Origin of the sequence: Bacillus sp. FSL W8-0640, from assembly GCF_038007725.1 — a bacterium.
In the GTDB taxonomy this organism is placed as follows: domain Bacteria; phylum Bacillota; class Bacilli; order Bacillales; family Bacillaceae_G; genus Bacillus_A; species Bacillus_A cereus.
On the sequence record NZ_JBBOXT010000001.1, the window covers coordinates 4,017,113 to 4,029,525 of the forward strand.

Below are 12,413 nucleotides of genomic sequence, written 5' to 3' on the forward strand. Positions count from 1 at the left end.
AACTTCCCCCTTATATGATTGATACGTTTTTTGTACAAACTACTTTTTTTATTATATATACTGCCTGTTCTAACTCTTCATTCGTGACAATGAGTGGCGGTAATAGTCTTATCACATTAGGACCTGCTTGTAATACGAGAAGTCCTTCGTTTTCTAGTTGTTCTATAAAACTTGCAACTTCATGCTTACACTCAATCCCAATCATAAGCCCCTTACCACGTATATTTTGAATACATTCGACATGCTGTAATTCCTCTTGCAACTTCTCTAATACGTACTCGCCTTTTTCTTGTACTTCTTTTAAAAACGATGGTTTTTCACTTACTTGCAATACTTCTTTCGCTGCAGCCATCGCGATGTAATTCCCGCCAAAAGTTGAACCGTGTGATCCTGCAGTAAACGACGCTCCGAGCTCTTTCCGGCCAATCATCGCTCCAACAGGAATCCCATTCCCAAGCGCCTTTGCAACGGTAACGATATCAGGCTCTATTCCCACTTGTTCATAAGCGAATAGTGTTCCAGTTCTTCCTATCCCCGTTTGTACTTCGTCTATAATAAATAAGGAACCGAACTTATTACATAATGTTTCAATCTCTTTCAAAAAAGATAGATCAGCAGGTATTACTCCTCCCTCTCCTTGAACAACTTCTACCATTACCGCCGCAACTTCTTCATTCATTACTTCCTCTAATGCTTTAATATCGTTAAAAGGGATATGTAAAAAAGATGGAAGTAATGGACCAAATCCTTCTTTTACCTTATCTTGGCCCGTTGCACTCATCGTTCCAAATGTTCTACCGTGAAAAGACTGCTGGCATGTTACGACGAGAGATTTTCCAGTATGCTTACGTGCTAACTTTAAAGCCGCTTCATTTGCCTCTGCCCCACTATTACAGAAAAACACATAATCTAATTCTCTATTTTCTGTTAATAATGACGCAACTTCTTCTTGCAAGCTGTTTGTAAACAGGTTAGATATATGCCATATATCATCAAGTTGCTCTTGTACACCTTTGAGAACAGTAGGGTGACAATGTCCTAAATTACATACGCCAATTCCTGATGTGAAATCTAAATATTCCTTACCGTTATTATCAATAACTTTCGTTCCAGTTCCCTTTACAAACTCAATAGTTCTTCTGCCATACGTTTGAAAAAGATGACTCGTCATGCAATACTCACACCTTTCGTTACCGTCGTTCCAATACACTCTCCCGTAACCTCAGTAAAATCTTTTGTACCATTCACAATACTTATCTTTTGCACTCCCATTTTTAATGATGCTAGTGCCGCCTGTACTTTCGGAATCATCCCACCTGTAATAACACCTGTTTCTATAAAAGTAGCAATTTCAGATTCATCCGTTTCCTTTACCAAATTCCCTTCATGTAATATTCCATCTACATCCGTAATAAAAATAAGCTCTTTTGCCCCTAACGCAGCCGCAATCCCAGCTGCAGCATTGTCCGCATTTATGTTATAAACTTCATTACCATTTACCCCGATTGGAGCAATAACAGGAATATACTCCATATTCATTAATCCTTTTAATAAGGCTGTTTCTACATAACTTACTTCCCCCACATATCCTATCTCTTCACTGACAGGTTGAACTTGAAGTAAATTGCCGTCACATCCTGAACAACCTACCGCAAGTAAATTATGCTTTTGTAAATTCATTACGAGTTTTTTATTCGTACTTCCGCATAGCACCATTTGAACAACATCCATAACTTCTTTTGGTGTTACGCGTAATCCATCTCTTTTTTCTACGTTGATGTTACAATCTTTTAATTTGGCATCAATTTCTGGCCCACCACCATGAACAATCACTACTTTATACTTCTGTTGCAATTTCTTTATACATTCAAAAAACACAGCTTTTAATTGATTCAACATACTACCGCCGCATTTCACTACAATATATTCGCTCATCTTCTCTCTCCTTATGTACGATAACAAGCGTTTATTTTCACATATTCATAGCTTAAGTCACAGCCCCAAGCTGATCCTGTCTCTTCTCCTAAGTGTAAGTACACATTAATGACTATTTCATCTTCTTGTAATCTCTCTTTCATTTCTTCTTCAGAAAATGTTTGAGGCTCACTATTTTTTAATACCAATATAGATTGAAGAGTAATGTCAATTGTATTCGGACTAATAGCTACTTCACTTTGTCCAATACTGCTAATAATTCGTCCCCAGTTTGGGTCTTCACCATGTATTGCTGTTTTCACAAGACTCGAACCGACTATTTGCTTTGCAATTTTTTTTGCCTCTTCATTCGTTTGAGCTCCTAGCACATTTACTTCTATTAACTTCGTAGCGCCTTCACCATCTTGCGCAATTTTTTTTGCTAAATCTTCACATGCCTTCTGTAAAGCACATACGAAAGTTTCCCAATCTGTATGTTCCATATTTATCGGCCTTGTTTCTGATAATCCACTTGCCATAACGATGACCATATCATTCGTAGAAGTATCTCCATCTACCGTAATTTGATTAAATGTATGATTCGTAATTTGGGATAATGCCGTTTGCAATACGTCATGCTCTATATGAGCATCTGTCGTAATAAAACTAAGCATCGTTGCCATATTCGGATGAATCATCCCTGAACCTTTTGCAACACCCGCAATCGTCACTTTCTTCCCATCAATAATCATTTCATAGCAAGTTTCTTTCGTTATGAGATCCGTCGTTAAAATTGCTTCAGAAAAAGAATATGCTTCACTTTCTTCCTTCGTCGGTATAAGAGTTGCAACTCCCTTTCGGATTATATCCATCGGCAGCGGAACACCAATTACACCTGTTGAAGCTACTGCAACGTAATTTTCTTTCAATCCAAAATGTTCCGCCCCTAATGTGCGCATCTCGTATGCGTCTTGTAATCCTTTCATTCCAGTACAAGCATTTGCATTTCCACTATTAACGATAATTGCTTGTAACTTCCCTTCTGCCGTTATACTATCCTTCGTTACTTGCAAAGGGGCTGCTTGTATTTGATTCGTTGTATACACAGCGGCACATGATGCTGGTACGTCACAAACGATTGCCCCTAAATCCTTTTTCTCCTTTTTCAGACCATTTGCAGTACCAATTGCCGAAAAGCCTTTCGGCGTTACAATTGAACCATTTTCTAATTTTGTAATAGACGCTACTTTAATCATCATGTCCCCCTTATAGATAAAGCGGCATATGTTGTAAACCTGTTGTCTCTTCTAGTCCCGCTATTATGTTTGCATTTTGAATCGCTTGCCCAGCCGCGCCTTTCATCATATTGTCTATAACAGAAACGACCGTAACTCTTTCTGTTCTTTCATCGTAAGCTATGCCAATATCACAATAATTTGAGCCTCTCACTTCTTTTGGACTTGGAAATTTCCCTTGCGTACAAATTCGAATGAAAGGCGATTGTTCATACGTTTCTTCATACAATTTTTGAAGTTGCTTTATTTCCATCTTTTGTTTTACTTTTGCATAAAGTGTAATCATGATTCCTCGTGATATCGGTATTAAATGTGTGCTAAATGTAATTGGCTGTAATTCACTATTCCATTCTGTAAGCATTTGCTCAATCTCTGGAACGTGCTGATGCTGGTTTACTTTATAGATGTGTAAGTTATCGTATAGCTCAGGAAAATGAGTCATTGTTGTTGGTGTTTTACCTGCTCCTGATACCCCTGATTTCGCGTCAATAATAATCGAATCTTCTTCAATCCTGCTACTACGTACTAACGGTGCTATCGCTAGCAATGTGGCTGTAGCAAAACATCCTGGGTTTGCAATTAAATTTGCCTTTTGAATCTCAGTCCTTTTCCATTCACTTAACCCATACACTGCTTTTCTAAGAATTTCTTCTTTCGCTGCTGGCCTTTTATACCACAGTTCATATGACGAAGGATCTATCATACGAAAGTCTCCAGATAGGTCAATTACTTTTAAACCTTCTGCTAATAACTTGGGAGTTAACTCCGCCGATACTCCTGCTGGTGTTGCTAGAAATACGATTTCTGCTTCTTTCCCTATTGTCTCCACATCAATTTTTTGTAACGTATGAACGAGGACATTTCGAAGATGCGGATATACATTTGTTATACACTCACCAACTTGTGAAAAAGAATGAAGAGATGCTATAGAAAAATATGGATGTTGTTCTAATAAACGAATTAACTCAATGCCCCCATATCCAGTGGCTCCAATAATTGCGACTTTCATAAGTTCCTCCTCAAATCGATTCTTTAAATTAAGTATGATTATAATATTGTATATTTATAGAGTCAATTAAATATTTATAAATTTCACAAACTTAAAAAACTTAATTTTACTAGAAAAACAATATACACAACCGGATTTTTATACAAAAATAGTGCATGGTAGTTTTTTTATTTCACTTCAAGTACAATAAAACAATACATACGTACATACAGGCGGGAAAGAATATGAACGAAAAATTAATTGAGAAAATGATTATAAAAAGTTTTCAGCAATATCAATGCAGTCCAATATCAAAAGAAGATCAGGAAATGCTAGTGAAACATATTCAAACGGTGACTCATTCAAATATTGAAATTGATTTATACGAGGAGATTGAGGATATTGTTTATGATTATGTGACTGGAAAACAATAAAAAATAGGAGATTTCCATGTGGAAATCTCCTATTTTTTACTTAATGATTTACCTGCTACACGTTCAAATAAACCTGGAAATAAAGCATAAAGTTTCGGGCCAATTCCCATCCACTTCGGTAAGTTTACTTCACGTTTTTTCGTGTGCATCGACTTTACGATTTGTTCTGCTACGTATGTTGGTTTTAACATGTAACGTCCCATATTCTTTACATAGGTACCAGATTGATCCGCTATTTCAAAAAAGTTTGTATCTATCGGACCTGGATTAATTGCTGTAACATAAATATCTGTATTCGCTAATTCCATGCGTAAACTATTCGTAAATCCTAATACAGCATGTTTCGTTGCTGCATACGCACTTGATTTCGGAGTTGCAATTTTTCCGGCAAGGGAAGCAATATTAATAATATGTCCTTCGTTCTTGTTTACCATATAAGGTAGTACCGCTTTCGTACATGCTACTAATCCAAATACATTTACTTGGAACATATCTTTCACTTCATCCATTGACGCATCTTCAAACGTTTTAAAAATACCAAATCCCGCATTGTTTACTAATATATCAATACGTCCCACTTCTTGTAATACCTTTGAAAAAACAGACTGTACTTCCATCTCTTCACTTACATCTAATACATAATAATAGCAAGGCGTATTATAAGTTTCTTTAATTTTGTCTACTAACGCTTGTAGTTTCTCTTCTGTTCGAGCCATTAATACGGGAGTCGCTCCCTGTGCTGCAACTTGCATTGCAACTTGCTCACCAATCCCACTAGAAGCACCTGTAATGACGATTACTTTATTTTGTAAACGTCCTGTCATTGCTGTCACCTACTTTGCATAATAAATCAATTGTTGCGATGATTCATCAATCATCACTTGTTGATTATATGCTAAATAGTCCAATTGTCCAACCGTTTCTGAAATAGTAAGTGGTAATTGTTCTTTATATAATACCGGAAATAGTTTTACACATACTTCAAATGCTGTCATTGGTTTTTCCTTTAATAACTCAAGCACTTTAAAAGCACGTGTTTCTTGCTTTTGTAATCTCGTTTCAATAAGTTGTTTCACATTTAGAACATCTTCCCCATGCCCTGATAAAATGCGTGAAATATTCATTTCGCTTAAACGCTGTAATGTTTGATTATATTGTAGTAATGGGCGTGCCCGTTCTGTTTGCCCTTCATATGGTGGTTCTAGTATTGGATTCGAAGAAATATGACTGATGAGAGCATCTCCACCAATTAATATTCCATCAGATTCTCTATATAAAGAAATATGAGTAGAAGCATGACCTGGTGTTTCAAGTACTATAAATCCAGGCAAAGAATCAATACGATCTCCTTCTCTCACAGTATGCGTTAACGATCTATTACAAGAATATTTAAGTGTCCTCGTCGTCAATAACGACTCGTCTTTCAAAAATGCCGCTGGCACACCAAACTGTAAGGCCGTCTCTCTAAAAAATTCATGATACCGCTTTAAAAATTCTGGATTTTGTGTGATCCAAGGCTCATTCCAAGGATGTCCAATAATATTCGTCTTCTCAGAAAATATATTTAAAAGTCCACAATGATCTGCATGATGATGCGTAATGACTACTGTTTCAATATCTTCTATCGTATGTCCTAATGCACCTAATTGACTTTCTAACGCATTCCTTGCCTCTTCTGTATTCGTCCCTGTATCAATTAATGTTAATGTCTCCCCCTCAACTAAAAACACATTCACAGTTTCCACTGCAAATGGTACAGGAATCTCCATTCGGTGAATCGCCGTCATGCTTAGCCCCCCTGTCTCTTTCCGGTTCAAAAATGAATACTTCTTCAGTTTACAACTTCTATATATATTTGTCATTATTTTCAGATAAAAAGAGGTGTTTCCTATAAAAAAACGAATGTATGTACATTTATAAGAATTTCTAACCAAAATTAAAGGAGGAACATCATGTCTATTCAAAACATTTCCTTTCTCGGTGCAGGCTCTATTGCCGAAGCTATTATTGGTGGCTTGTTACATGCAAATGTCGTTAAAGGTGAACAAATTACTGTAAGTAATCGTTCTAACGAGACAAGATTACAAGAGCTACATAAAAAATACGGTGTCAAAGGTACTCATAATAAAAAAGAATTACTTACTGATGCAAATATTCTTTTTCTAGCAATGAAACCAAAGGATGTTGCAGAGGCGCTTACCCCTTTTAAAGAATACATAAATAATAACGTGCTTATTATTTCATTACTAGCAGGTGTTTCTACTCACTCAATTAGAAAACTACTTCAAAAAGACGTTCCAATTATTCGTGCAATGCCAAATACATCCGCAGCCATTTTAAAATCAGCTACCGCTATCTCCCCTTCAAAACATGCAACAGCGGAACATATTCACACTGCAACATCTTTATTTGAAACGATTGGTCTCGTCTCTGTTGTAGAGGAAGAAGATATGCATGCTGTCACTGCATTATCCGGAAGTGGACCTGCTTATATTTATTACGTAGTGGAAGCTATGGAAGAAGCTGCAACAAAAATTGGTTTAAAAGAAGATGTTGCAAAATCACTTATTCTTCAAACGATGATTGGTGCTGCTGAAATGTTAAAAGCAAGTGACAAACACCCTTCTATTTTGCGAAAGGAAATTACTTCTCCTGGTGGAACTACTGAGGCAGGTATTGAAGTATTACAAGAACATAAATTTCAACAAGCACTTGTTTCTTGTATTACACAGGCAACGAAACGATCACATAATCTTGGAAAAACATTAGAACAACTAACAAAAGAAAAATAGAAAAAGGAGCTCAAGTTTATTTGAGCTCCTTTTTCTATAATTACACTTAGTTATTGTTCTTCCCAAAAATCTCTTCTTGCAGGCGACGACCAGTCGGCGTTGCTGCAAGTCCACCTTCTGCTGTTTCACGAAGTGCTACTGGCATCGTTTGTCCGATTCTAAACATTGCCTCAATTACTTCATCACATGGAATTGTACTCGTTACACCAGCTAATGCTAAATCTGCTGAGATCATCGCATTTGCAGCTCCTGCTGCATTACGTTTTACACAAGGTACTTCTACAAGTCCTGCAACAGGATCACACACTAAACCAAGCATGTTCTTTAATGAAATTGCCATCGCTGTAGCTGCTTGATCTTGTGTTCCACCAGCCATCTCAACTGCAGCTGCAGCCGCCATTCCACTTGCTGAACCAACTTCAGCTTGGCATCCTCCTGCCGCACCAGAAATACAAGCGTTATTCGCAACAACCATACCGAAAGCTCCTGCTGTAAATAAGAATTCAATCATTTCTTCACGTGTAGGCTGCAATTTTTCTCTTAGTGCAAATAGTACACCTGGCACTGTTCCAGCAGACCCTGCTGTTGGTGTTGCACAAATAATTCCCATCGCTGCGTTTACTTCATTTGTTGCAACAGCTTTGCTTACTGCATCCAAAATCGTATCTCCAGATAAGCCTTTTCCACTCTTCATATACGCTTGAACTTTTACAGCATCTCCACCAGTTAAACCAGTTGGTGATTTCACGCCGCGAATACCACGTTCTACTGCTTGCTCCATCACTACTAAGTTCTTTTCCATACCAGCAATTACTTCTTCACGTGAAATACTTCTTGTTTCCATTTCACATTGAATCATAATTTCTGCGATTTTTACATTTTGTTCTTTAGCTTGCGCCACTAGTTCCGCTGCGTTCCGAAACATGGTGTGTCCCCCCTGCAATTATTCCATAATAGTTACTTGACAAATATTTTGTTGCGCTTTTATTTCTTCAATTACTTCATCTGCTAATAATTCATCTGTTTCGATGACCATAAGCGCTCTTCTTCCTTTTTCTTTACGAGATACACTCATCGTACTAATGTTAATCTCATGTTTCGCAAGGATTGAAGCTACCGCTGCAATAGCACCAAAGCGATCGTTATTTACAATAAGTAGTGCTGGGCTCGTGCCTGATAATTGAAGATCGAATCCGTTTAATTCTACAACTTCAATTTTACCGCCACCAATTGAGCAAGCAACAACTTCAATTTCATCTTCACCTTTATACAAACGAATTCTCGCTGTATTTGGATGAGGTGCATTGGCATCTTCTTCAATGAATTCCACTTCAATTTCGCGCTCTTTTGCTATTTCTAGCGCCTCTGGAATACGTAAGTCATCTGTTTCAAATCCTAATATTCCACCGATTAGTGCTACATCCGTACCATGCCCTCGATACGTCTTTGCAAATGATCCATATAACGAAATGCTTACTCTTTCTGGTTCATGACGAAACAGCTGGCGAGCAACTTGCCCCATTCTTGCCGCGCCTGCTGTATGTGAACTTGATGGTCCAATCATAACTGGACCGATAATATCAAATACTGAGCGATACTTCATCATAACTCCCCCTAAACCTCTATGAAAAAAATTTATTCTACTATTCTATTAAGCTGCTACATCTGTCGCTTTTCCAGTTGTACCACGAATTTGTTCTGCTATACGAATTGGATAGTTTTTGAATAAAAGTAATCCAATATAACCTGAAATAATACCAGTTATCATAATACATAAGAATCTTAGCATTATTTTCATTTAAAAATGATACAAGATAATCCACAATAAAGTCTGGTAGCAATCCAAAGTTTAACACAGAAGCCATTGCAAGCATAGCATAAACAAGTGATATAACCATTGCTAATGCAACTAAATTTGCACCCGCTATTCCACCTAGACTACCTGCTGATGTTCTGAACTCTTTTAAAGAGTGGTATACCAATTAAATCTCCACCACCTTATTAATAAAAAGCTTCAACTAAGGAACTTGCAATAGATACACTCGCTAATCATATCGTTTAGCTAAAAAGTGAAAAAGACTTATGACAAATAATAGTAATATCTTTCCTATTATAATTCTCGTGTTACTCTCTCATGATTTAGTCAACTTCACTTGTTACGATAATGACTAAAATACATGTGACTTATCATAAATTATAATCTGCCCTCATTATAGCTTGTTTTTTATAAAACGCTTACTTTTGTTGAATTTTAAAAGTTCTGAATAAAAGTCCATTTCTGCTATTTGTATCACTTGTATGTCATCTGACTTATATAACAGTTTTTCTAAATAATCATTATTTCGTATTTTTATCCTATATATTCAAACCATCCTAATTTTCTGTATCATCCAAGTATAAGTATAAAATAATAACAGTTTTATTTTTAAATTTTTTTAGACAAAAAAAAATGGTAACCCGCCGTTACCATTTTTTATAAAATTATCATTTTTCTACTGGGAATGATTTCAAATCCGTCGCTATTTCTGTATTAGAAAACAACTCTCTAGCCTCTTTCAATAATTCCTTATATGTATCTCCTTGATAGCGAGAACTAATGTGAGTTAATATTAGTCGCTTCGCATTTGCCTGAAGTGCAATGCTCGCAGCTTGCTTAGATGTAGAATGAAAATAATCATACGCTTGTTGCTCATCTTCTGCTGCGAAAGTCGCTTCATGGACAAGTACATCTGCATCTTGCGCAAGCTCCCTACTCGCTTCGCAATATCGCGTATCACCTAAGATAGTAATAATTCTTCCTTTTTGAGGTGGGCCGATAAACTCATTTCCATTTAATATCGTGCCATCCTCTAATTCAACTGCTTCACCATCTTTTAAACGTTTAAAGATTGGACCTGGTTTCACACCCATCTCAAGTAACTTATCAACTAAAAGAGCACCTTGTATATCTTTCTCTACAATACGATATCCAAAACATTCTATACCGTGTGACAATCTTTTCGTTTCTACATAAAATTCATTATCTTCAAATACGGTACCTTCTTCTGTTATCTCCACAACTTCAAGTGGATATTTCACATGTGTCGTACTTACCGATAATGCCACTTCAATAAATTGTTTAATTCCTTTCGGTCCATACACCGTTAAAGGCGTAGTTCCTCCTTGAAATGAACGGCTACCTAATAAACCAGGCAATCCAAAAATATGATCGCCATGTAAATGCGTAATAAATATTTTTTCAATGCGGCGCGGACGTACAGATGTATGTAATATTTGATGTTGCGTGGCCTCGCCACAATCAAATAACCAAGTTTGTCCTCGTTCTTCTAACAATTGTAAAGCAATTGCTGAAACGTTCCTTCCTTTTGAAGGAACACCTGCACCAGTTCCTAAAAATACAAATTCCACTTTCTTTCCTCCAGCTCTAAATATACTCTATCTCTCATCTTACGGAATGTTATTTCAAATGGCAAATTGAATTTACATAACCAATCATCTAGACAACTATATAACACGAACATTATACTTAAAAAATTTAGCTATCGTTCGTGTTTTATGGTAAAATGATTATACTACATTTTAAGGGAGCGTTTTATTATGAAAGAAGTATTTCGTTTACAAACTGATTTTTCATCTTCATTTGATCGCTGGGTAAGTTCTTTCGTGTCTGATCACCCAGCACAATTAGAATGGACAACTTTAAAGGAATTAATCCATGAATATACAACATCACATACAAATGATACGTTACCAGCATATATTTCTTCAGCTTTAACATATTACGCCCAACGTGTTTCAACTACAAACAGTTCAGAGATTGTTATTTTTGAAAACCCTACAATCTCGTAATCTATAAATAAAAAAGCACTGGTTACAGTGCTTTTTTATTTATACTTATTTAGTAAATCGTCATATTCCGTCCAAAAGTTTGTATACATCCTTTGATCAAACTCATCTAAAATTATCTTGTCACTTGATTTATTAAATAATTCTTTTGCTTGTAATGCAAAAGAAACAATTTGTCTTCTATATTCATTTTCATTCAATTCTATATGAAGCCCTTCATAGTATATAGCCTTTTGATCAGTAGAAATAACTTTGACAAAGTCCTTTAAAATCACGTTTTTACCTATATGGTTTATAGTCCAATGAATTGAAATTGGGCATCCTAACATTAGCATAGTGCCACATCCGTGCAAAATAAGCCCCTCTTCATTTTCAATATCACAAATATATTCTTTATCTAAAGTTCGTAACAAAGCTAAAGCTGATTCACTTATTCCCCATTCCTCATCCATACCTGCCTGCGTAATAATCGTTCCAGCCATATTTAAATATATTTCTCCATGAGAACATAAATCTTCCTGCTCATTAAACAACCATTTTTGATTCTCAATATTTATAATAAAATTTTGTGGTCCCATTACAAATTCCCCTTTTATAAAAATATTTTTTCCATATTATTTATAATCAATATCATGCATTTCATCCCATATATCTATTATAAATCTGTTTAATATTTTAAAAACACAGATAAAAAAGATATTGACACTACGATTTTACAGTGCTAACATCAACATGTAATTGAATATGGTCTCTGTTAGGTGAGGCTCCTGTATAGAGAAACGCTGCTGCCCAAAAATGTCGAGAGACGCCAATGGGTCAACAGGAAAGGTCGGAATGAAGGCCTTTTTTAACGTAGCTGGTTTCAGTACCTATGCTATACAGTGCTAAAACTCAACGAGGGAGAGGTGCATGTATTTTGTCATACACAAAAACTGTTTTTATTTATGTCTACTAACAGTCTTTGTTGTGGACTCTTTTAACTGCGAATTCAGACCTTTACTCGTTTTGAGTAAAGGTCTTTTTACGTCTATATGCACCTTACTATGAAACAAACATAGCATATTCAGAAACTACTAAATTGTACGGAGGTGAGGAACAGTTGGCAATTGATGATTCGGCCCAGATACCCATACGTTTTACATTC

Annotated in this window: 14 protein-coding genes and 1 riboswitch; of the genes, 3 read left to right on the forward strand and 11 right to left on the reverse strand. The window is 36.2% G+C overall.

Annotation, left to right across the window (positions count from 1 at the left end; all coding sequences use genetic code 11):
* Positions 1-10: 10 nt before the first annotated feature.
* From N2V80_RS20660 to argC, 4 genes are read right to left on the reverse strand one after another with little or no spacing between them, the layout of a single operon-like run.
* Positions 11-1,171 (reverse strand): acetylornithine transaminase, encoded by a 1,161-nt coding sequence (locus N2V80_RS20660; protein WP_000200560.1) that lies wholly within the window; start codon positions 1,169-1,171, stop codon positions 11-13.
* Positions 1,168-1,935, reverse strand: a complete 768-nt coding sequence (gene argB / locus N2V80_RS20665) for an acetylglutamate kinase (RefSeq protein WP_000006080.1) — start codon at positions 1,933-1,935, stop codon at positions 1,168-1,170. The genes N2V80_RS20660 and argB overlap by 4 nt, the downstream gene beginning before the upstream one ends.
* 11 nt (positions 1,936-1,946) lie before the next feature.
* The gene (argJ, locus tag N2V80_RS20670) at positions 1,947-3,170 is read right to left on the reverse strand and encodes a bifunctional glutamate N-acetyltransferase/amino-acid acetyltransferase ArgJ (RefSeq protein ID WP_061654457.1); all 1,224 of its coding nucleotides are present in this window, start codon (positions 3,168-3,170) and stop codon (positions 1,947-1,949) included.
* Positions 3,171-3,180: 10 nt separating this feature from the next.
* Complete coding sequence (gene argC / locus N2V80_RS20675) at positions 3,181-4,218, reverse strand: N-acetyl-gamma-glutamyl-phosphate reductase (protein ID WP_061654458.1); 1,038 nt, start codon at positions 4,216-4,218, stop codon at positions 3,181-3,183.
* 224 nt (positions 4,219-4,442) lie between these two features.
* Here argC and N2V80_RS20680 point away from each other — a divergent pair, with 224 nt between their 5' ends.
* On the forward strand, positions 4,443-4,631 hold the full coding sequence (locus N2V80_RS20680) for a YqzH family protein (RefSeq protein WP_001003222.1): 189 nt from the start codon (positions 4,443-4,445) through the stop codon (positions 4,629-4,631).
* A 29-nt stretch (positions 4,632-4,660) separates the two neighbouring features.
* Here N2V80_RS20680 and N2V80_RS20685 read toward each other — a convergent pair whose 3' ends face one another.
* Both N2V80_RS20685 and N2V80_RS20690 read right to left on the reverse strand, forming a co-directional pair.
* The gene (locus tag N2V80_RS20685) at positions 4,661-5,455 is read right to left on the reverse strand and encodes an SDR family NAD(P)-dependent oxidoreductase (RefSeq protein ID WP_000147791.1); all 795 of its coding nucleotides are present in this window, start codon (positions 5,453-5,455) and stop codon (positions 4,661-4,663) included.
* A 9-nt stretch (positions 5,456-5,464) separates the two neighbouring features.
* Positions 5,465-6,418 carry an MBL fold metallo-hydrolase gene (locus tag N2V80_RS20690; RefSeq protein WP_000125118.1) on the reverse strand — a complete coding sequence of 318 codons (954 nt, stop codon included), beginning with the start codon at positions 6,416-6,418 and terminating at the stop codon, positions 5,465-5,467.
* Positions 6,419-6,583: 165 nt separating this feature from the next.
* Between N2V80_RS20690 and proI the strand changes: the two genes are divergently transcribed.
* Entirely contained in the window at positions 6,584-7,423 is an 840-nt protein-coding gene (proI, locus tag N2V80_RS20695; RefSeq protein ID WP_000027253.1) for a pyrroline-5-carboxylate reductase ProI, read from the forward strand.
* Between the two features lie 46 nt (positions 7,424-7,469).
* Here the strand turns inward: proI and sdaAA are convergent, their stop codons facing one another.
* The 4 genes from sdaAA to rnz form a co-directional block, all read right to left on the reverse strand.
* Complete coding sequence (gene sdaAA / locus N2V80_RS20700; RefSeq protein ID WP_000489461.1) at positions 7,470-8,348, reverse strand: L-serine ammonia-lyase, iron-sulfur-dependent, subunit alpha; 879 nt, start codon at positions 8,346-8,348, stop codon at positions 7,470-7,472.
* Positions 8,349-8,366: 18 nt separating this feature from the next.
* Positions 8,367-9,026 (reverse strand): L-serine ammonia-lyase, iron-sulfur-dependent subunit beta, encoded by a 660-nt coding sequence (gene sdaAB, locus N2V80_RS20705; protein WP_000877445.1) that lies wholly within the window; start codon positions 9,024-9,026, stop codon positions 8,367-8,369.
* A 48-nt stretch (positions 9,027-9,074) separates the two neighbouring features.
* Entirely contained in the window at positions 9,075-9,221 is a 147-nt protein-coding gene (locus N2V80_RS30565) for a hypothetical protein (protein ID WP_372584448.1), read from the reverse strand.
* Between the two features lie 686 nt (positions 9,222-9,907).
* Positions 9,908-10,831: a ribonuclease Z gene (gene rnz / locus N2V80_RS20715; protein ID WP_000397453.1), complete on the reverse strand. Its 924-nt coding sequence runs from the start codon at positions 10,829-10,831 to the stop codon at positions 9,908-9,910.
* A 189-nt stretch (positions 10,832-11,020) separates the two neighbouring features.
* Here rnz and N2V80_RS20720 point away from each other — a divergent pair, with 189 nt between their 5' ends.
* Entirely contained in the window at positions 11,021-11,272 is a 252-nt protein-coding gene (locus N2V80_RS20720) for a DUF3932 family protein (protein ID WP_000665709.1), read from the forward strand.
* 35 nt (positions 11,273-11,307) lie between these two features.
* Here the strand turns inward: N2V80_RS20720 and N2V80_RS20725 are convergent, their stop codons facing one another.
* Positions 11,308-11,847 (reverse strand): hypothetical protein, encoded by a 540-nt coding sequence (locus N2V80_RS20725; protein ID WP_048567754.1) that lies wholly within the window; start codon positions 11,845-11,847, stop codon positions 11,308-11,310.
* A gap of 165 nt (positions 11,848-12,012) precedes the next feature.
* Positions 12,013-12,180: riboswitch (M-box (ykoK) riboswitch) on the forward strand.
* Positions 12,181-12,413: the final 233 nt, after the last annotated feature.

Excerpts from the sequence above, each read along its gene's own strand:
- N2V80_RS20720 (WP_000665709.1), top strand. The coding sequence starts at position 11,021 with ATGAAAGAAGTATTTCGTTTACAAACTGATTTTTCATCTTCATTTGAT.
- N2V80_RS20660 (WP_000200560.1), bottom strand. The coding sequence starts at position 1,171 with ATGACGAGTCATCTTTTTCAAACGTATGGCAGAAGAACTATTGAGTTT.
- argJ (WP_061654457.1), bottom strand. The coding sequence starts at position 3,170 with ATGATTAAAGTAGCGTCTATTACAAAATTAGAAAATGGTTCAATTGTA.
- N2V80_RS30565 (WP_372584448.1), bottom strand. The coding sequence starts at position 9,221 with ATGAAAATAATGCTAAGATTCTTATGTATTATGATAACTGGTATTATT.
- N2V80_RS20680 (WP_001003222.1), top strand. The coding sequence starts at position 4,443 with ATGAACGAAAAATTAATTGAGAAAATGATTATAAAAAGTTTTCAGCAA.
- argC (WP_061654458.1), bottom strand. The coding sequence starts at position 4,218 with ATGAAAGTCGCAATTATTGGAGCCACTGGATATGGGGGCATTGAGTTA.
- proI (WP_000027253.1), top strand. The coding sequence starts at position 6,584 with ATGTCTATTCAAAACATTTCCTTTCTCGGTGCAGGCTCTATTGCCGAA.
- N2V80_RS20725 (WP_048567754.1), bottom strand. The coding sequence starts at position 11,847 with ATGGGACCACAAAATTTTATTATAAATATTGAGAATCAAAAATGGTTG.
- sdaAA (WP_000489461.1), bottom strand. The coding sequence starts at position 8,348 with ATGTTTCGGAACGCAGCGGAACTAGTGGCGCAAGCTAAAGAACAAAAT.
- N2V80_RS20685 (WP_000147791.1), bottom strand. The coding sequence starts at position 5,455 with ATGACAGGACGTTTACAAAATAAAGTAATCGTCATTACAGGTGCTTCT.
- N2V80_RS20690 (WP_000125118.1), bottom strand. The coding sequence starts at position 6,418 with ATGACGGCGATTCACCGAATGGAGATTCCTGTACCATTTGCAGTGGAA.
- sdaAB (WP_000877445.1), bottom strand. The coding sequence starts at position 9,026 with ATGAAGTATCGCTCAGTATTTGATATTATCGGTCCAGTTATGATTGGA.
- argB (WP_000006080.1), bottom strand. The coding sequence starts at position 1,935 with ATGAGCGAATATATTGTAGTGAAATGCGGCGGTAGTATGTTGAATCAA.